This is a genomic window from Streptomyces sp. SudanB52_2052 (assembly GCF_964272415.1).
GTDB classification, from domain to species: Bacteria; Actinomycetota; Actinomycetes; order Streptomycetales; family Streptomycetaceae; genus Streptomyces; species Streptomyces olindensis.
Genome location: NZ_OZ186796.1, coordinates 1,822,365 through 1,839,259, shown reverse-complemented (window position 1 = coordinate 1,839,259; position 16,895 = coordinate 1,822,365). Strand labels below are relative to the sequence as shown.

Sequence of the window (16,895 nt, the reverse complement as noted above, 5' to 3'; positions counted from 1 at the left end):
CATGAACGGCAAGGCACCCCTGGTCGTCGTCGGTGACGCCCTGCTGGACCGGGACCTGACCGGCCGCGCCGAACGCCTCGCGCCCGACGCGCCCGTGCCGGTCGTCGACGACTGCGGGGAGCGGACCCGGCCCGGCGGCGCCGCCCTCACCGCCTACCTCGCGGCCCGCGACGGCCGGGACGTCACGCTCGTGGCGGGCATGGGCGACGACCCCGCGAGCCGTGAACTGCGCCGCCTCCTGGACCCCTGGCTCACCCTCGTCCCGCTGCCCCTGACCGGACCCCTGCCCGAGAAGACCCGGGTCCTCGCGCACGACCGTCCGGTGGTCCGCCTGGACCGGGGAGCCGGCCGCACCCGCGCGGCCACGGACGCCGCCCGCGAGGCCGTCCGCGCCGCGCCCGCCGTCCTGGTCTCCGACTACGGCCGCGGCGCCGCCGACGCCCTCCGCGACGACCTCGCCGCCCGCCCGCCCCTGGTCTGGGACCCGCACCCGCGCGGCGGCCCGCCCGTGCCGGGCACCCGGCTGGTCACCCCGGCGGAGAAGGAGGCCCACGCCCTCGCCCCGCAGGACGGCACACCCCGCCGGGACCTGCGCGCCGCCGCCCACAGCGCCGCCGTCCTCGTCCGGCACTGGCGGGCCGCGGCCGTCGCCGTCACGCTCGGCGCGCGCGGCGCCCTGCTGTCCTACGGCGAGCACCCGCTGCTCGTCCCCGCGCCCGCCGCGCACCCCGGTGACAGCTGCGGGGCCGGCGACCGGTTCGCCGCCACGGCGGCCGGGCTGCTCGCCGACGGCGTCCTGGTCGCCGAGGCCGTCGAGGGCGCCGTGGCCGCCGCGACCGGCTTCGTCGCGGCGGGCGGTGCGGCGGCGGTGCCGAGCGCGGACGCCCCGCCGGAACGTCCGCCCGACGAGGACGACCCGCACGCCCTGGCCGCCCGGGTCCGCGCCGCGCACGGCACCGTCGTCGCCGCCGGCGGCTGCTTCGACCTGCTGCACGCCGGCCACGTCGGCCTCCTCCAGGCGGCCCGGCGGCTCGGGGACTGCCTCGTCGTCTGCGTCAACTCCGACGCCTCGGTACGGCGCCGCAAGGGCGGCGGCCGCCCGGTGAACCCGCTGGCCGACCGGATCCGCGTGCTGCGCGCCCTGGCCTGCGTCGACGCGGTCGCCGTCTTCGACGAGGACACCCCCGAACGGCTCCTCGCCGACCTGCGTCCCGACGTCTGGGTCAAGGGCGGCGACTACGCGGCCGCCGACCTCCCCGAAGCGGCCCTCCTCCAGGAGTGGGGCGGCCAGGCGGTCCTGCTCCCGTACCTCGACGGCCGTTCCTCGACGGCCCTGATGGAAAGGGCTGCGGAAGGAGCACGATGACGCACCCGATGAGCCCGGTCGCGGGGGCGGACACCGAAGGCAGGCGGCAGTCTGCTGCCATGACACCGGACACGGCACCCCACGCCATGGCATCCCACGCCACGGCGCCCGACGCCACGGCACCCCACGCCACCGCACCCCGCCTCCTCGTCCTGCGCGCCCTGGGCCTCGGCGACCTGCTCGCCGGGGTCCCCGCCCTGCGGGCCCTGCGGCGGGCCTACCCGGGGCACGAACTCGTGCTGGCCGCGCCCGCCGAACTGGAGCCGGTCGCCGCGGTGACGGGGGCCGTGGACCGCCTGCTGCCCGCCGCCGCGCCCGGACGGGCCGTGCCGCGGTCGCTCGACTGGACCGGCCCGCCGCCGGACGTCGCCGTCGACCTGCACGGCAACGGCCCGCCCAGCCACCGGCTGCTCATGGACCTGCGCCCGCTGAAGCTGCTCGCCTTCGCCCACCCCGACACACCGGAGGTCGACGGCCCGCCCTGGTACGCGGAGGAACACGAACGCGACCGCTGGTGCCGCCTGCTCCAGGCGTACGGCATCGACGCCGACCCCGCCGACCTGCTCCTGCCCCGCCCGCGCACCGCCTCCCCGGCCCCCGGCGCCGCCGTGCTCCACCCCGGCGCGGGATCCCCGGCCCGCTGCTGGCCCGTCGAGCGCTACGCGGACGTCGCGGCCGGACTGCGCGCCCGGGGCCTGCGGGTCGTGGTGACCGGCGGCGCCGACGAGGGCGACCTCGTGGCCCTGCTCGCCAAGCAGGCCGCCCTGCCCGACACCGACGTGTTCGGCGGCGGCCTCCCCTTCGGCCGGCTGTCCGCGCTCGTCGCCGACGCCCAGGTCGTGATCAGCGGCGACACCGGCATCGCCCATCTGGCGGTCGCCCACGCCACGCGCTCCGTCACCCTCTTCGGCCCGGTCCCCCCGAGCCGCTGGGGCCCACCGCCCGGCCCGCGCCACCGCGCCCTGTGGTACGGCCCGGAGGGCGACCCGCACGGCCGCCGCCCCGACCCCGCCCTGCTGCGCATCACCCCCGACGACGTCCTGCGCGCCGTCGACGAACTGCCCGGCATCCGACACCAGTGAGGGAGGCACCCGCCCGATGACCGTCCCGAACCCGGACCCGAGCCCCGTCGGCATCGTCATCGCCACCCGCAACCGCTCCGCCGCCCTCGCCGGAGCCCTGCGGCACCTGCGCAACCTGCCCGAACGCCCCCAGATCCTCGTCGCCGACAACGCCTCCACCGACGACACGCGCGCCATGCTCGCCCGCGACTTCCCGCAGGTCCGCGTCCTGGCGCTGCCGTTCAACCACGGCGCCCTCGCCCGCACCTACGGCGCCCGGGCCCTGGACACCCCGTACGTGGCGTTCAGCGACGACGACTCCTGGTGGGCACCCGGCGCCCTGAGCACGGCGGCCCGCCTGTTCGAGGAACACCCGCGGCTCGGCCTCATCTCCGCCCGCACCCTGGTCGGCCCGACCGCGGACCCCGACCCGCTCAACGAGGTGCTCGCCGACTCGCCGCTCGGCCGGGTCGGCGACCTGCCCGGAACCCAGGTCCTGGGCTTCCTCGCCTGCGCCTCCGTCGTCCGCCGCAGCGCCTACCTCGACGCGGGCGGCTTCCACCGGCTGCTGTTCTTCGGCGGCGAGGAGACCCTCCTCGCCTACGACCTGGCCGCCCGCGGCTGGGGCGTCACCCACTGCCCGGACGTCATCGCCCACCACCACCCGGCGCCCGCGCCGCGCAGCGGCCGCAACGCCGTCCAGCGCCGCAACGAACTGCTCACCGCCTGGCTGCGCCGCCCCGTGCCCTACGCGCTGGCCCGCACCCGCGCCCTGGCCGCCGAGGCCCGGCACGACGACCACGCCCGGCGCGCCCTGCGCGGGACGCTGGCCCGCCTGCCCGCCGCCCTGCGCGCCCGCCGGCCCCTGCCCCCGCACGTGGAGCGGGCCGCGCGCCTGCTGGAGGGAGCGTCCACGTGACCGACCGCCGCACGACCGTCGTCGTCATCACCCACAACCGGTGCCGGGAACTCCTGCGCACCCTCGACCGCCTCGCCGAACTGCCGGAGGACCCGCCGGTGATCGTCACCGACAACGGCTCCACGGACGGCACCGCCGAGGCCGTCGCCCAGCACCATCCGCGGGTGAAGCTGCTGCGGCCCGGCCGCAACCTCGGCGCCGTCGGCCGCAACCTGGCGATCCGGCAGGTCGACACGCCCTACATCGCCTTCTGCGACGACGACTCCTGGTGGGCACCCGGATCGCTGACCGGGGCCGCCGACCTGCTGGACCGGCATCCGGCCCTGGGCTCGGTCACGGCCCGGATCGTCGTCGAACCCGACGGCGGCGACGACCCGATCGTCGACGAGCTGCGCAACTCGCCCGTCCCCGGACCGGATTGGCTGCCCGGACCGGCTCTGGGCTCGTTCCTGGCGGCGGCGACCGTGCTGCGCACCGACGCCTTCCGGGCCGCGGGCGGCTTCCATCCGCGGCTGTGGCTGGGCGGCGAGGAGGAGCTGCTCGCCGCGGACCTCGCGGCCGACGGCTGGTGGCTGACGTACGCCGACCACCTGGCGGTGCACCACCACCCGTCCGTCGCCCGGGACGCCACCCTGCGCCGGACCCACGGCATCCGCAACACCCTGTGGTTCACCTGGCTGCGCCGCCCGGCCGGTCCCGCGCTGCGCCGGACCGTGAACCTGGCCCGCACGGTCCCGCGCGACACCGCGTCCCTGCGCGCCTTCGCCGAGGCGGCGGCCGCCCTCCCCTGGGTGCTGCGCGAACGCCGGGTCCTGCCGCACGAGGTGGAGTCCCGGCTGCGCCTGCTCGAACCGGCCCAGCGGACCTCGAAGGCCCGCCGCTACACGGGCTGACGCTCAGCTGCCGCACCAGCGGCACATCAGCCGGAACACCGCGAACAGGGTCAGCGGCCACAGGGCGGCGAACGCCCAGATGACGCCCGGCTCGGAGGTGACCATGCCGGCCACCATCAGGGCGACCGAAACCGCGAGCAGGACCAGGACGGTCCGGCCCCGGGGACGGTAGGAGCCCAACCGGGCCAGGACGCCGGCCGGATCGGGGCGGCGGCTCAGCCGCAGGGTGCGCAGCCGGCGGTCGAGGCGGCGGTCGCGGCGCAGGGCGCGTTCCATCTCGTCGAGGATGCGCTGCTCGTTCTCGGGAAGTCGGCCGATGGACACGCTGTCTCCTTCCGGACGGCCGGACCGTCTCTCCTTCCGGGGGGAGGGGGACGTAAGAGCGGGTGCCCCGTGGTGCCCCTGTGCTAACCGGGGACCGGCCGCGCCAGCGCCTCCACGAGCCGGTCCGCGCTGTCCGGCACGGTGCCCTCGCGGAACCCGTCGCGGATCTGCCGGGCGGTCACCCGGCCGCCGGTCAGGCACCAGTCCCACCAGCGGTCCAACTGCCGCACGTCCAGCCGCTCGGCGGGCACCAGCGCGGGCCAGCCGCAGGCGCGGGCCTGCGCGGTCATCTTCGCGCCGCCCTCGACGGGGTCGACGGCCAGCACCGGGGTGCCGACCCGCAGCGCGATCACCAGCCCGTGCAGCCGGTCGGTGACGACGAGGTCCAGCCGGGCCAGCACGGACTGCAACTGCGCGGGCGTGGCGCTCAGATGCCAGTCGTGCGTGTCGAGCCGTGTCTCCAGCTCCAGCCGGGCGCAGTCCTTCCCGGCGAGCCAGCGCGTCACCTCCTCGGCGACCTGCCCGTGCCGCCGCAGCTGCCCGTACTCCTCCTGCCCGTGCGTGAGGATCACCCCGACGACCGGCCGGGCCGGGACCTCCGGGGCGCGGGCCGCGAGGTCCTCCACCGGCTCGCTGTCCGGCGCGTCGCGGGGCAGTACCCGGTGGAAGCCGGTCACGGCCGCGCTGCCGGGGTCGATCACCGAGGTGCCGACGGCGATCCGCACACAGTGCGCGAACCGCCGGTGCAGCTCCTCGACCTGCGGCCCGTGCAGCGGGCCGCACACGAACACCAGGTGGGAGTAGTCCTCGGGCCACAGTCGGTCCAGATGCAGCGCCTCCGGACGGAAGCCGGGGCTCCAGGCGATGTCGTAGGGGATGCCCGTCCCCCGCAGTACGTCCTCCACCCGGCGCAGGGCCAGCACGTCCCCGGCGGTCGCCTCCCCGTCCCGGAAGCTGAACCACCCGGTCAGCAGCACCCTGCGCGGTCGTATGCCCTCTCGTGTCTGCACATGCCCTGAGTGCCCGCCCACCGGGAAGACAATCAGGGCATTACGTGCATTTACTCGGTGGTCACTGGGCGTGGAAGGTGGCGTCCGCCCGGTCCGTGGCCGTGCTCACCGCCTGCACGTTCAGCAGGTACTCCCAGTGGCGGACGTATCGCCCCGGGTAGTTGTACGACTCGTACGAGACCCCCGCCGAGTCGGCCAGCCCGGCGCGCCGGTGGAAGGTGGCGTCGGCGGCGAACTGCGCGCTGCCGTCGTTGCGCTCCAGCCACACCTCGAAGTTCTTGTGCCGCAGGTAGTAACCGGGGAAGTTGGCGGACTCCAGCGAGACGGTGCCGCTGCCGGCCAGGCCGGGCACGACGCGGAACTGCGAGTCGGCGAGCTTGGTGACGTCGGCCTCGATCCGGGCCCGGTAGTCCCAGTGGCGTATGAACCGGTCCGGGAAGTTGGACGAGGAGAAGCGCTGCGGGGTGACCCCGTCGGCGACCGGGATGCCGAAGTTCGGGGTGCCGTCGGCGTTCCAGTAGACCTTCTGCACGCGGGTGCGGCGGTTGGGATCGTTGAGCGGGTCGCCGCTGATGTCCTTGTAGCTGCGGTCGTGGTAGACGAGGATGTCGCTCTTCCCGTCCTCGGAGACCGTGAAGGAGTTGTGGCCCGGCCCGTACTGGCTGGTCGCGGCGCTGCTCGCGAACACGGGGGTGGCGCTCTTGCTCCAGGACGCCTGGCTCAGCAGGTTCGCGCTCGCGGAGGCGGTGAGCATGCCCAGGCAGTAGTTGCTGTCGGTGGCGCTCGCCGAGTACGTCATGAACACCTTGCCGCCGCGCTGGATGACGGCCGGTCCCTCGTTGACCTTGTAGCCGACGGTCTCCCAGGAGTAGGTGGGCCGCGACAGCATCACCGGCGTGCCGGTGATCGTCCAGGGGTTGGCCATCCTCGCCAGGTAGATGTCCGTGTTGTTGTTCACGGACGGGTCGCGCTGCGCCCAGGCCAGATAGCGTACGCCGTTCACCACGAAGGTGGTGGCGTCCAGGGAGAAGCTCTCCCACTGGGTCCTGATCTGCCCCTTCTCCGTCCAGGCGGCGGTGAGCGGGTTGGCGCCGGTGCCCTCCAGGACGTACATCCGGATCGCCCAGACGTCGTTCGTGGCGCCGGCGGCGAAGTACACGTACCACTTGCCGTCGATGAAGTGGATCTCCGGCGCCCAGATGTGCGCGCCCATCACGCCGCTGGCGTGCTTGGTCCAGATGGTGGTCTCGGGGGCCGTCCTCAGCCCCTGGATGGTGGTCGCCCGGCGCAGCACGATGCGGTCGTACTCGGGGACGGTCGCGGTGAAGTAGTAGTAGCCGTCGGTGTGCTTGAAGATGTGCGGGTCGGCCCGCTTCTCCGCGAGCGGGTTGGTGTACGTGACGGCGGGGGAGTCGGGTACGGCCGCCTGCGCGGGCGCGCCCGCGAGGCAGGTCGCCAGGGCGACGAGGACGGCCATGAGCAGCCGTACGGCATTGCGTCTCAAGGGAGGTCTCCGGAGGGGGTCGAGGGGTGGGGGCGAGCCGCCTCTGTCCGTGAATGCGCGTCCGTGATTTCGAACGCAGTTCGTGAATTCGGCCATGAATTCGGTCAGAAGATAAGTGGGGCTCTTACCCTCGTCAACGGTTCGGACAGACGGGGCACTTGAGAGGGCCGGGTCGCTCATCGACGTGAAAACCATGTTCATCTAGCATGGTGGGCCGACACACGCGCCGGCCGAGCGAGGAGTCCCCTGATGGGCGAAGCGGAGGAGGGCCCGGCGGCGGGGCGTGTCCCCGCGCCGGGCCTGCGCAGCACCCGGCAGCGCCGGGCCGTGCTCGACGCCCTGGGCCGCTGCCGGGAGTTCGTCTCCGCGCAGGAACTGCACGCCCTGCTGGCCGACTCCGGCAGCACCGTCGGCCTCACCACCGTCTACCGCACCCTGCGCGAACTGGACCGCGCCGGGCGCGTCGACGTCGTACGCGACGAGGGCGGTGAGCGGCTGTACCTGGGAAGGTCGGCCGGCGAGCACCGCCACCACCTCATCTGCCGCCGCTGCGGGCGCAGCCGGCCCGTGGACGCGGAGGCCGTCGAGGAGTGGGCCGCCCGGCTCGCCGGGATCACGGGCTTCACGGAACTGGAGCACACCCTCGAACTCACCGGCGTCTGCGGCCCCTGCGGACAGGAGCCGGCCTCGGCCGCCTGCCGGCCGCGCCGCCCGGCCCGCTCGACAGCGGAAGCGGCCCGCCGTGAGCCGGGCACCGAACTCGGCGCGCACCCGCTCGACGGCCACCGGTGACAGCCCGGCGAACACCCCGCGCGGACGCCGCCGTCGGCCGGGAGCCGGACCGTCCCCGGGATCAGCGGCTTCGCTCTCGCCCGAGTCCAGGCCGGTGCGTCCGGAGAGTCCTGGCAGGACGTCCGTCCAGGCACGGCGATCGCCGTCAGGGCGACGGCATCCCCGGCCGCCGTCAGGGCGACGGCGGCCGGGGATCCGGCGCGCTCCGCGGGGCGGGAGGCGGCGCGGTCGTGGCGCGGGGGATCACCTGGGTCGGCAGCACGAGGTGGCGCTCGCGGTCCGCGCCCGGGTCGTTGATGAGCGACAGGGCGAGCTCGCCGGCCTCCCGGCCGATCCGTGAGGGCGACTGCGCCACGGTCGTCAGATCGAACCACTGCGCCACCGGCTGGTCGTCGAAGCCGACGACCGACACCTGCCCGGGCACCTCGATCCGCGTCGCCCGCAGGGTCCAGATCACGGCGACCGCCACCTCGTCCTGCTCGGCGAAGACCGCGGTCGGCGGCTCCCGCAGCCCCAGCAGCCTGCCGACCGCCTCGGCGGCACCCCGCTTGTCGCCCGCCGGGGTGGCGACCACCAGGTCCTCGTCCAACGGGATGCCCGCCTCGGTGAGGGCCTGCCGGTAACCGACCAGCCGCTCCTGCGAGCTGAAGGAGAAACCGCCGGTGCCCACCGTCTGCACGTAGGCGATCCGGCGGTGGCCGAGGTTGAGCAGGTGCCGGGTGCCGCGCAGCGCGCCGGCCACGTCGTCGACGTAGACGCTCGGGCGTCCGTCGACGTGCTGGCTGACGTAGACCACCGGCATGCCGAGCTTGTCCAGCCGCCCGGTCTCCTCCTCGGTGAGGTCGAAGGAGAACACCAGCAGCGCGTCCGCGTTGCGCCGGGCGGGGAGATGCTCGAAGAACGCCCTGCGCTCCGCCATGTCCGGGATCACATACACCGTCAGTTCCAGGCCGGCCGCCCGCAGGACGAGACCCAGACCCGACAGGGCCGCGCCGACGAACCACGAAGCGAGCGTCGGCACCAGCACCGCGACGTTGCCCGTCCGGCCCGTCACCAGGCTCGCCGCATGCCGTGAGGCCGCGAAGTCCAGCTCCCGCGCCGCCCGTTCGACCCGGGCACGGACCTCCGGCGAGACGGTGGTCAGACCGCGCAGGGTGCGCGAGACGGTGGAGACGGAGACCCCGGCCCGTTCGGCGACGTCGGCCATCGTGGGGTGCCGCTGACCTGGTGGCATGCGCCGGACGCTAGCACAGCAACCCCGCGCCGAGCGGCCGCCCCGACAGCGCTGTCTCACCTGATTCTTGCCTTCTTGAGGCGTTGGGGCGCATTGACTTCCCGACAGGGCGCTCCTAGCGTGCAAACGTTGTCTCGACAGGATCGAAGTCGCCCCGGAGGGACGCCTCTTACCCGCTGTGACCTGCGGTTTTTATCAGCGGAATGCCGTGGCAACGCAATCTCATGACCAAAGCCATTCCGGGGGAACAGTCACGACTTCGGTACGTCACGACCAGGAGAGACAGTGAAGACCAGCACCGCCAGAGCGATCCAGTGTTCCGCAGCGCTCGCCGCCGCCGGACTCCTCCTCACCGCCTGCGGCTCCTCCGGCGGCAGCGGCTCCACGCAGGCCGCCCCGGCGACGGCCTTCAAGGGCCGCGGCCCCATCACCTACGTCGCGGGCAAGGACACCACCGGCACCGTTCAGACCATCATCGACCGCTGGAACAAGGCCCACCCCAAGGAGAAGGTCACCTTCATCCAGCTGCCCACGGACGCCGACTCGCAGCGACAGCAGATGATCCAGAACGCGGAGACGAAGTCCGACGCCTACACGGTCCTCGCCACCGACGTCGTGTGGACGTCGGAGTTCGCCGCCCACCAGTGGATCGAGCCGCTGCCCGCACAGCAGTTCCCGCTCGGCAGGATGCTCCAGCCGGTCGTGCAGACCGGCACGTACCGCGGCAGGCTCTACGCCGTCCCCGCCAGCTCCAACGGCGGCCTGCTGTTCTACCGCACCGACCTGCTGAAGAAGGCGGGGATCACGAAACCCCCCACCACCTGGGCGCAGATGACCGCCGACTGTGCCGAGGTGCTCAAGCTCCCCGAGGCGAAGAACATGTCCTGCTACGCCGGGCAGTTCCAGAAGTACGAAGGCCTCACGGTGAACTTCGCCGAGGCCGTGAACTCCGCGGGCGGCCGGATCACCGACGCCAACGGCAAGCCCGACGTCGACACCCCGCAGGCGAAGAAGGGCCTCGACTTCCTCGTCACGTCCTTCAAGGACGGCACGATCCCCAAGGAGGCCATCACCTACCAGGAGGAGGACGGCCGGCAGGCCTTCCAGTCCGGCAAGCTCGTCTTCCTCAACAACTGGCCCTACGTGTACTCCCTGGCCCAGAAGAGCGCCATCAAGGGCAAGTTCGCCGTCGCGCCCCTGCCCGGCCTCAACGGCCCCGGCGCCTCCAGCCTGGGCGGCTCCGACCTGGCGCTGTCGTCCTTCGCCAAGAACAAGGCCACCGCCCTGGACTTCATGAAGTTCTTCACCAGCGAGGAGAGCGCCACCTACTTCCTGAAGAACGCCTCCCTCGCCCCGCCCTACGCCGACCTGTACGACAACGCGGCACTGGACAAGCAGTATCCGTACCTGCCCGACCTCAAGCAGTCCATCACCAAGGCCGTCCCGCGCCCCCGCGTCGTGGAGTACGGCGACGTCACCGCCGCGATCCAGAACGAGGTCTACGCCGCGCTCACCGGCAAGAAGAGCAGCGCCCAGGCGCTCAAGGACCTCCAGGCCGACCTGCGGAAGCTGACGGCCCAGTAGGGCGCGGACCATGGCCGACACCACCATCCCGCGCAACGACACCGCGGCCCGCCCCGGGACGGCGGCCACCCGCCGCCCCGGCCGGTCCCCGGCGGCCGGGAGCCCGCGCTCCCGCGCCACCGCCGGCTCCGGACGGCTGGCCGCACTGCTGGTCTCCCCGACCCTGCTCGTCCTGACGATCGTCGTCCTCTACCCGACGCTCATGGCACTCGACGAGTCCCTGTACGGGCCCAAGGGACTGGACCCCACAACCGGATTCATCAGCACCACCGAGCCGTTCGTCGGCCTGAAGAACTACACCGACATCTTCACCCAGGCCGGCACCCGCTTCTGGAACGCCTTCTGGAACACCACGTTCTTCACCGTCGTCACCGTGTCGCTGGAGACCGTGATCGGCGTGGCCATGGCGCTCATCATGCACAAGGCGTTCCGCGGCCGCGGCCTGGTGCGGGCGAGCATCCTCGTCCCCTGGGCGATCCCCACGGCCATCTCCGGACTGCTCTGGAAGTGGATCTTCAACGCCGACGGCATCGCCAACGTCCTCCTCGGACACCAGGTGCTGTGGACCGCCGACGGCTTCTCCGCGAAGATCGCGGTCGTCATCGCCGACGTGTGGAAGACCGCCCCCTTCATCGGACTGCTCGTCCTGGCCGGCCTCCAGGTCGTCCCGAAGGAGGTCTACGAGGCGGCCCGGCTCGACGGGGCGAGCGCCCGCCAGCAGTTCTGGCGGATCACCCTGCCGCTGGTGAAACCCGCGCTGCTGGTGGCGGTGCTGTTCCGCTGCCTCGACGCGCTGCGGATGTTCGACCTGCCCTACATCCTCATCGGCGCGCAGAAGGGCTCCGTGGAGACCCTGTCCATGCTCGCCCAGAACGAGGCGTCCAACGTCCGCTTCGGACCGGCCTCCGCCTACGCCGTCCTCCTCTTCCTCTACGTCTTCCTCATCGCGCTCGCCTTCGTCCGACTGCTCGGCGCCGACCTCGTCGGAGACGTCGGCGGCACCGGGAAGAGCAGGCCGCGCCGGGCCGGGGCGGCACGCCGCCGGGCACAGGAGGTGACGGCGTGATCCTCACCGCCAAGTGGCGGCAGTGGCTGCCGTATCTGGGCATCGCCGCGGTGGTGGCCTACTGCCTCGCCCCGTTCTACTGGATGCTGGTCTCCAGCCTCCGCCGCACCAGCGACATCTTCAGCACGTCGCTGCTGCCCTCCCCGCTGTCCTTCGAGAACTACCGCTCGGTCTTCAGCCCGGCCCAGGGCTTCACCAGGGCGCTGTTCAACAGCCTGATCGTCGCGGGCGTCACCACCGCGCTGTCCCTGCTGCTGGCGACCTTCACCGCGTACGCGATGGCCCGGCTGGAGTTCCGGTTCAAGCGGCTGGTCCTCACCCTGATCATCGCCACCTCGATGTTCCCGGTGGTGTCGATCGTCGTGCCGCTGCTGAAGCTGTTCACGGACATCGGCTGGATCAACACCTACCAGGCGATGATCGTGCCCAGCATGTCCTTCACGCTGCCGCTGGCGGTGTGGAACCTGACCACGTTCTTCCGGCAGATGCCGGACGAGCTGGAGCAGGCCGCCATGGTCGACGGCTGCACCCGCGGCCAGGCGTTCCGCAAGGTCATCGTGCCGCTCGCCGCGCCGGGCATCTTCACCACCGCGATCATCACGTTCATCGCCGCCTGGAACGAGTTCCTCATCGCCCTGTCGATGACCAACAAGCCCGGCATGCAGACCGCGACCGTCGCCATCTCCAAGTTCTCCGGCGCCACCACCTACCAGACGCCGTTCGGCAGCCAGATGGCCGCGGGCGTCGTCGTGACCATCCCGCTGGTGGTGATGGTGCTGCTCTTCCAGCGCCGGATCGTCGCCGGCCTCACCGCCGGCGCCGCCAAGTAGCCACCGCCCCCGTCCTCTTCGAGGAGTGACATGCCCCGTTCCGCACCCTGGTGGCGCAGTGCCGTCATCTACCAGGTGTACATCCGCAGCTTCGCCGACGGCGACGGCGACGGCGTCGGCGACATCGCCGGCCTCCGCGCCCGCCTGCCCCATCTGAAGGCGCTGGGCGTGGACGCCATATGGATCAACCCCTGGTACCGGTCGCCCATGGCCGACCACGGCTACGACGTCGCCGACTTCCGGGACATCGACCCGCTGTTCGGCACCCTCGCCGACGCCGAGCGGCTCATCGAGGAAGCGCACGCGCACGGGATCCGCGTCATCCCCGACATCGTGCCCAACCACACCTCCGACCAGCACGCCTGGTTCCGGGCGGCGCTGGCGGCCGGACCCGGCAGCCCCGAACGCGAGCGCTACGTCTTCCGCCCCGGGCGCGGCCCCGACGGGGCACAGCCCCCCAACGACTGGGTCTCCTGCTTCGGCGGCCCGGCCTGGACCCGGCTGCCCGACGGCGACTGGTACCTCCACCTCTTCGCACCCCAGCAGCCCGACCTCAACTGGCGGCACCCCGAGGTCCGGGCCGAGTTCGAGTCGATCCTGCGGTTCTGGTTCGGCCGGGGCGTCGACGGCTTCCGCATCGACGTCGCCCACGGCCTGATCAAGCACCCGGAGCTGCCCGACCTCCCGCCCCGCGCGGAACCGGCGGTGGCGGGACCGCTCACCCGCCGCGACGAGGTACGCCGGCACCTGGACCATCCGCACTGGGACCGGGACGAGGTGCACGAGATCTACCGCGCCTGGCGCAAGGTCGCCGACGAGTTCCCCGGCGACCGCTCCTTCGTGGCCGAGGCCTGGGCGGACACCCCCGAACGCCTCGCCGCCTACGTCCGCCGGGACGGCCTGCACACCGCCTTCAACTTCGACTTCCTCATGTGCGGCTGGGACGCCAAGGACCTGCGCGCCGTCATCGACGACTCCCTCGCCATGCTCGGCGCGGTGGGCGCACCCGCCACCTGGGTCCTGTCCAACCACGACGTGATGCGCCACCCCAGCCGCTACGGCCGCAGCGCCGCGCGGAGCTGGCTCGCCAACGCGCGGTACGAACCCGAGGGCCCGCTCGACCTCGCGCTCGGCACCCGGCGCGCCCGCGCCGCCGCCCTGCTGATGCTCGCCCTGCCCGGCGGCGCCTACGTCTACCAGGGCGAGGAGCTCGGCCTGCCCGAGGTCGAGGACCTGCCCGAGTCCGCCCTCCAGGACCCGATCTGGGAACGCTCCGGCCACACCGACCGCGGCCGCGACGGCTGCCGCGTCCCGATCCCCTGGTCCGGCCAGGCACCCCCGTACGGCTTCGGCCCCGCCGACGCCACCCCCTGGCTGCCCCAGCCGGCCGACTGGGCCGGGCTGAGCGTCGAGGCCCAGACCGGCGACCCGGCCTCCATGCTGGAGCTGTACCGCACGGCCCTGCGCATCCGCCGCGACCACGCCGCCCTCGGCGACGGCACCATGACCTGGCGGGACGCCCCGGAGGGCATCCTGTCCTTCAGCCGGTACCCGGGCTTCGCGTGCGTGGTCAACCTCTCGGCCGAGCCGTACGCACTGCCCGGCCACTCCGCCGTCCTCCTCTCCAGCGGCCCCCTGGCGAACGGCGTGCTGGAGCCGGACCAGGCGGTGTGGCTGGCGGTGGACGACACCCCCGACACCCCCTAGGAGGAGCCCGTGCGTCTCGGTTCGTAGGAGAGCTGCTTGATGCGGCGCAGCGTCAGCGCCGTCTCGACGGACTGGACGCCATCGAGGGCGCCGATCTTCTCGCTCAGGTACGTGTACAGGTCCCCGGCGCTGCGGTGCAGGCTCGCGGCGCAGATGTTGGCCTGCCCGGTGACGGCCGCGGCGAAGGGGACCTGCGGATGTCCGGCGAGGACGCGGCCGACGGAGGCGAGGGAGGCCGGGGCCACCGTGAGCCACAGCACGGCCTCCACCTCGTGGCCGAGCACACCGGCGTCGTGCTGGACGTCGAAGTAGAGCACGCCGGTCGACCGCAGCCACTCCAGGCGGCGCTTGACCACGGACTCCGACTGGCCGGTGGCCGACTGCAGTTCGGTGAGCGTGGCGCGGCCGTCGTGCCGCAGGACGTCGATCAGCGACTCGTCGTCCGCGTCCAGGACGACCGGGTCCGCGGGCGCCGCGACGGGCGGCGGACGCAACGCCGCCTGCTCGTCGGGGGAGAGGGCGTCGGCCTTGTTCAGCCAGCCGAGCGCGCCGCCGTAGAAGGGGTGCAGGACGCAGTGGGCGCTGACCGACGTGACGCGCGGGGTGCGCTGCAGCCGGTCGAGGAGGAGTTCGTCGCGGGCCTCCCGGCTGCGCGGCTTCATCGTGCACATCACCTCCGTGCCACCGGAGTTGAGGCTGACGTACGAGGTGTCCCGGCGCCGGGCGAGCGCGCCCGCCAGCTTCTCGGCCACGTCCGGGGTGCAGCGCAGCCGGACGATCCAGCTGCTGCGGCCGAGGCGGTTCTCGTCGGTCACGCCGAGCACCTTCAGCCGGGCCCGGGTGCGCAGCCGCCGGTACCGCCGGGCGACGGTCTGGTCGGAGACGCCGAGCACCTGGGCGATCCGGCTGAACGGCGCCCGCCCGTCCAGCTGGAGCGCCTGCAGCAGCTTCAGATCGAGCGGATCGAGGGCGGCGCCCGGTTCCATCGCTGTCTCCTCCTCGGCTCGTGATCATGCACGGACTGCAAGGAGACCACGTCGGCGGGTGCCGTGTCGTACCCCGGCCGTAGGCTGGACGCATGGCACGCACGGGCGGTCCCGCGACCGGTGGTACGGCGGCGCCGGGCGCCCTCGCCGGGGAGCGGCCCGTCGCCCTCACGGTCCGGCCGGCGGCCCCCGCGCTCGGCCCGCTGATCGGCGCCCTGGGCTATGTCGAGGGGCGGTTCCCGCACTCCGCCGAGCTGGCCCTGCCGACGGGCGGGGCGCAGCTGCTGGTGAACCTGGACGGGGACGCCCTGTCCTCGTCCCCGCTCAGGGGCGCGGACCGGCGTACCGGGGGAGCGGCCGTCCAGGGACCGTACAGCGAGCCCGCCCTGATCGACCCGGCGCAGCAGCGCGCCGTCGTGTGGGTGGCGTTCCGCCCGGCGGGCGCGTACCCCTTCCTCCCCGCCCCGGTCTCCGCCGTCCGCGACCAGCTCGTCGGACTCGACGAACTGTGGGGCACGGACGGCGCGGTGCTGCGCGAGCGGCTGCTCACGGCCAGGGCCGCCGACGGCCCGCGCGCCTGCCTGCGCGAGCTGGAGCGGACCCTGCTGCGGCAGGCCGGACGCCCCCTGGAACCCGACCCGGCGGTCCGCCTCGCCGCGGCGTTGCTCGACCGCGGCACCCCCGTGGGCGAGGTCGCCGACCGGCTCGGCCGGACCCCCCGGCGGCTGTCCCGCGACTGCGCCGAGCAGCTCGGGCTCACGCCCAAGCGGTACGCCCGCGTCCGCCGCTTCCAGCGGCTGCTGCGGCGCGTGAACACCGGGCGCGGGGCGCCGGACTGGGCGGCCCTCGCCGCGGACTGCGGCTACCACGACCAGGCGCATCTGATCCACGAGTTCCGCGCGCTGGCCGGGATCACCCCGAGCGCCTACGCGCCGCGCTCGCCGCTCGAACGCAACCACGTGCCGCTCGCCGGGTGACGTTCCTCGCCCGGCCGACCGATTTCTACAATCCCCGGCCTCCCGGACGCGCGACCGTGGGGGCATGACGAACACCAGTGACGAACCAGCCATCACCCGCCTCTACGCCCGCCTCGTGGTCTCGGACGGGCCCCGCGCCATCGCGTTCTACCGCGCCGCGCTCGGCGCGGAGGAGATCGAGCGGTACACCGACCCCGACGGGAGGATCGTGCACGCGATGCTGCGGCTCGGCGGCACGGTCATCGCGGTCAAGGACGCCGACGACGGCGATCCGGCGCCGCCCACCCTCGGCGGCAGCCCCGTGATCATGGCCCTGGACGTGTCGGACGCCGACGCCGTGGCCGAGGCCATGCTGCGCGGCGGGGCGACGGTGGTGTATCCCGTCGCCGACCAGCACTACGGGCAGCGCGGCGGCCGTCTCGCCGATCCCTTCGGCCATCTCTGGATGATCTCGCAGACGATCGAGGAGCTGACCCCGGGCGAGATCCAGCAGCGGACGACCGACTTGTTCACGCGCTGAGACGCACGGCACCGGCTGCCATACCCGCGAGTGCCTCCTCCGGCAACCCCTCGGCGGTGTGAGGACGACCTCCTCGGCCATGTGACCACGGCCCGCCACCAATACCGCGTCGAGCGTGCAGG

At 73.4% G+C, this 16,895-nt stretch carries 16 protein-coding genes; 11 read left to right on the top strand and 5 right to left on the bottom strand.

What is annotated here, in order from left to right; translation table 11 throughout:
* The first annotated feature begins 1 nt into the window (after position 1).
* The 4 genes from rfaE2 to ACSUPV_RS08145 all read left to right on the top strand — a co-directional run bounded on the left by rfaE2 (position 2) and on the right by ACSUPV_RS08145 (position 4,239).
* A complete protein-coding gene (gene rfaE2 / locus ACSUPV_RS08160; protein WP_382615508.1) occupies positions 2-1,366 on the top strand; it encodes a D-glycero-beta-D-manno-heptose 1-phosphate adenylyltransferase in 1,365 nt (454 codons plus the stop codon).
* 86 nt (positions 1,367-1,452) lie between these two features.
* On the top strand, positions 1,453-2,448 hold the full coding sequence (locus ACSUPV_RS08155) for a glycosyltransferase family 9 protein (RefSeq protein WP_382615539.1): 996 nt from the start codon (positions 1,453-1,455) through the stop codon (positions 2,446-2,448).
* A gap of 16 nt (positions 2,449-2,464) precedes the next feature.
* Positions 2,465-3,346 (top strand): glycosyltransferase family 2 protein, encoded by an 882-nt coding sequence (locus ACSUPV_RS08150; RefSeq protein ID WP_382615510.1) that lies wholly within the window; start codon positions 2,465-2,467, stop codon positions 3,344-3,346.
* On the top strand, positions 3,343-4,239 hold the full coding sequence (locus ACSUPV_RS08145) for a glycosyltransferase family 2 protein (protein ID WP_382615511.1): 897 nt from the start codon (positions 3,343-3,345) through the stop codon (positions 4,237-4,239). Before ACSUPV_RS08150 ends, ACSUPV_RS08145 begins: the two co-directional genes overlap by 4 nt.
* A 3-nt stretch (positions 4,240-4,242) precedes the next feature.
* Here the strand turns inward: ACSUPV_RS08145 and ACSUPV_RS08140 are convergent, their stop codons facing one another.
* The 3 genes from ACSUPV_RS08140 to ACSUPV_RS08130 all read right to left on the bottom strand — a co-directional run bounded on the left by ACSUPV_RS08140 (position 4,243) and on the right by ACSUPV_RS08130 (position 7,050).
* On the bottom strand, positions 4,243-4,563 hold the full coding sequence (locus ACSUPV_RS08140) for a DUF3040 domain-containing protein (protein WP_031121586.1): 321 nt from the start codon (positions 4,561-4,563) through the stop codon (positions 4,243-4,245).
* 83 nt (positions 4,564-4,646) lie between these two features.
* Entirely contained in the window at positions 4,647-5,573 is a 927-nt protein-coding gene (locus tag ACSUPV_RS08135; RefSeq protein WP_031121587.1) for a polysaccharide pyruvyl transferase family protein, read from the bottom strand.
* Between the two features lie 61 nt (positions 5,574-5,634).
* Positions 5,635-7,050: a family 43 glycosylhydrolase gene (locus tag ACSUPV_RS08130; RefSeq protein WP_359794567.1), complete on the bottom strand. Its 1,416-nt coding sequence runs from the start codon at positions 7,048-7,050 to the stop codon at positions 5,635-5,637.
* Between the two features lie 276 nt (positions 7,051-7,326).
* Here ACSUPV_RS08130 and ACSUPV_RS08125 point away from each other — a divergent pair, with 276 nt between their 5' ends.
* Positions 7,327-7,869: a Fur family transcriptional regulator gene (locus ACSUPV_RS08125; protein WP_436947214.1), complete on the top strand. Its 543-nt coding sequence runs from the start codon at positions 7,327-7,329 to the stop codon at positions 7,867-7,869.
* 172 nt (positions 7,870-8,041) lie between these two features.
* Here ACSUPV_RS08125 and ACSUPV_RS08120 read toward each other — a convergent pair whose 3' ends face one another.
* Positions 8,042-9,103, bottom strand: a complete 1,062-nt coding sequence (locus ACSUPV_RS08120) for a LacI family DNA-binding transcriptional regulator (protein ID WP_382615514.1) — start codon at positions 9,101-9,103, stop codon at positions 8,042-8,044.
* Positions 9,104-9,388: 285 nt separating this feature from the next.
* Between ACSUPV_RS08120 and ACSUPV_RS08115 the strand changes: the two genes are divergently transcribed.
* From ACSUPV_RS08115 to ACSUPV_RS08100, 4 genes are read left to right on the top strand one after another with little or no spacing between them, the layout of a single operon-like run.
* Positions 9,389-10,687, top strand: coding sequence for an ABC transporter substrate-binding protein (locus tag ACSUPV_RS08115; protein ID WP_436947213.1), 1,299 nt, complete (start codon positions 9,389-9,391; stop codon positions 10,685-10,687).
* A gap of 10 nt (positions 10,688-10,697) precedes the next feature.
* On the top strand, positions 10,698-11,753 hold the full coding sequence (locus ACSUPV_RS08110; protein WP_436947212.1) for a carbohydrate ABC transporter permease: 1,056 nt from the start codon (positions 10,698-10,700) through the stop codon (positions 11,751-11,753).
* The gene (locus tag ACSUPV_RS08105) at positions 11,750-12,583 is read left to right on the top strand and encodes a carbohydrate ABC transporter permease (RefSeq protein WP_037767096.1); all 834 of its coding nucleotides are present in this window, start codon (positions 11,750-11,752) and stop codon (positions 12,581-12,583) included. Before ACSUPV_RS08110 ends, ACSUPV_RS08105 begins: the two co-directional genes overlap by 4 nt.
* Before the next feature lie 30 nt (positions 12,584-12,613).
* Positions 12,614-14,290 carry a glycoside hydrolase family 13 protein gene (locus ACSUPV_RS08100; RefSeq protein WP_436947211.1) on the top strand — a complete coding sequence of 559 codons (1,677 nt, stop codon included), beginning with the start codon at positions 12,614-12,616 and terminating at the stop codon, positions 14,288-14,290.
* Here ACSUPV_RS08100 and ACSUPV_RS08095 read toward each other — a convergent pair.
* Entirely contained in the window at positions 14,287-15,276 is a 990-nt protein-coding gene (locus tag ACSUPV_RS08095; protein WP_436947210.1) for an Lrp/AsnC family transcriptional regulator, read from the bottom strand. The genes ACSUPV_RS08100 and ACSUPV_RS08095 overlap by 4 nt on opposite strands.
* A 92-nt stretch (positions 15,277-15,368) precedes the next feature.
* On the opposite strand from ACSUPV_RS08095, the gene ACSUPV_RS08090 reads away from it, so the two are divergent.
* Complete coding sequence (locus ACSUPV_RS08090; RefSeq protein ID WP_436947209.1) at positions 15,369-16,253, top strand: helix-turn-helix domain-containing protein; 885 nt, start codon at positions 15,369-15,371, stop codon at positions 16,251-16,253.
* 64 nt (positions 16,254-16,317) lie between these two features.
* Positions 16,318-16,773 carry a VOC family protein gene (locus tag ACSUPV_RS08085; protein WP_031121599.1) on the top strand — a complete coding sequence of 152 codons (456 nt, stop codon included), beginning with the start codon at positions 16,318-16,320 and terminating at the stop codon, positions 16,771-16,773.
* Positions 16,774-16,895 lie beyond the last annotated feature (122 nt).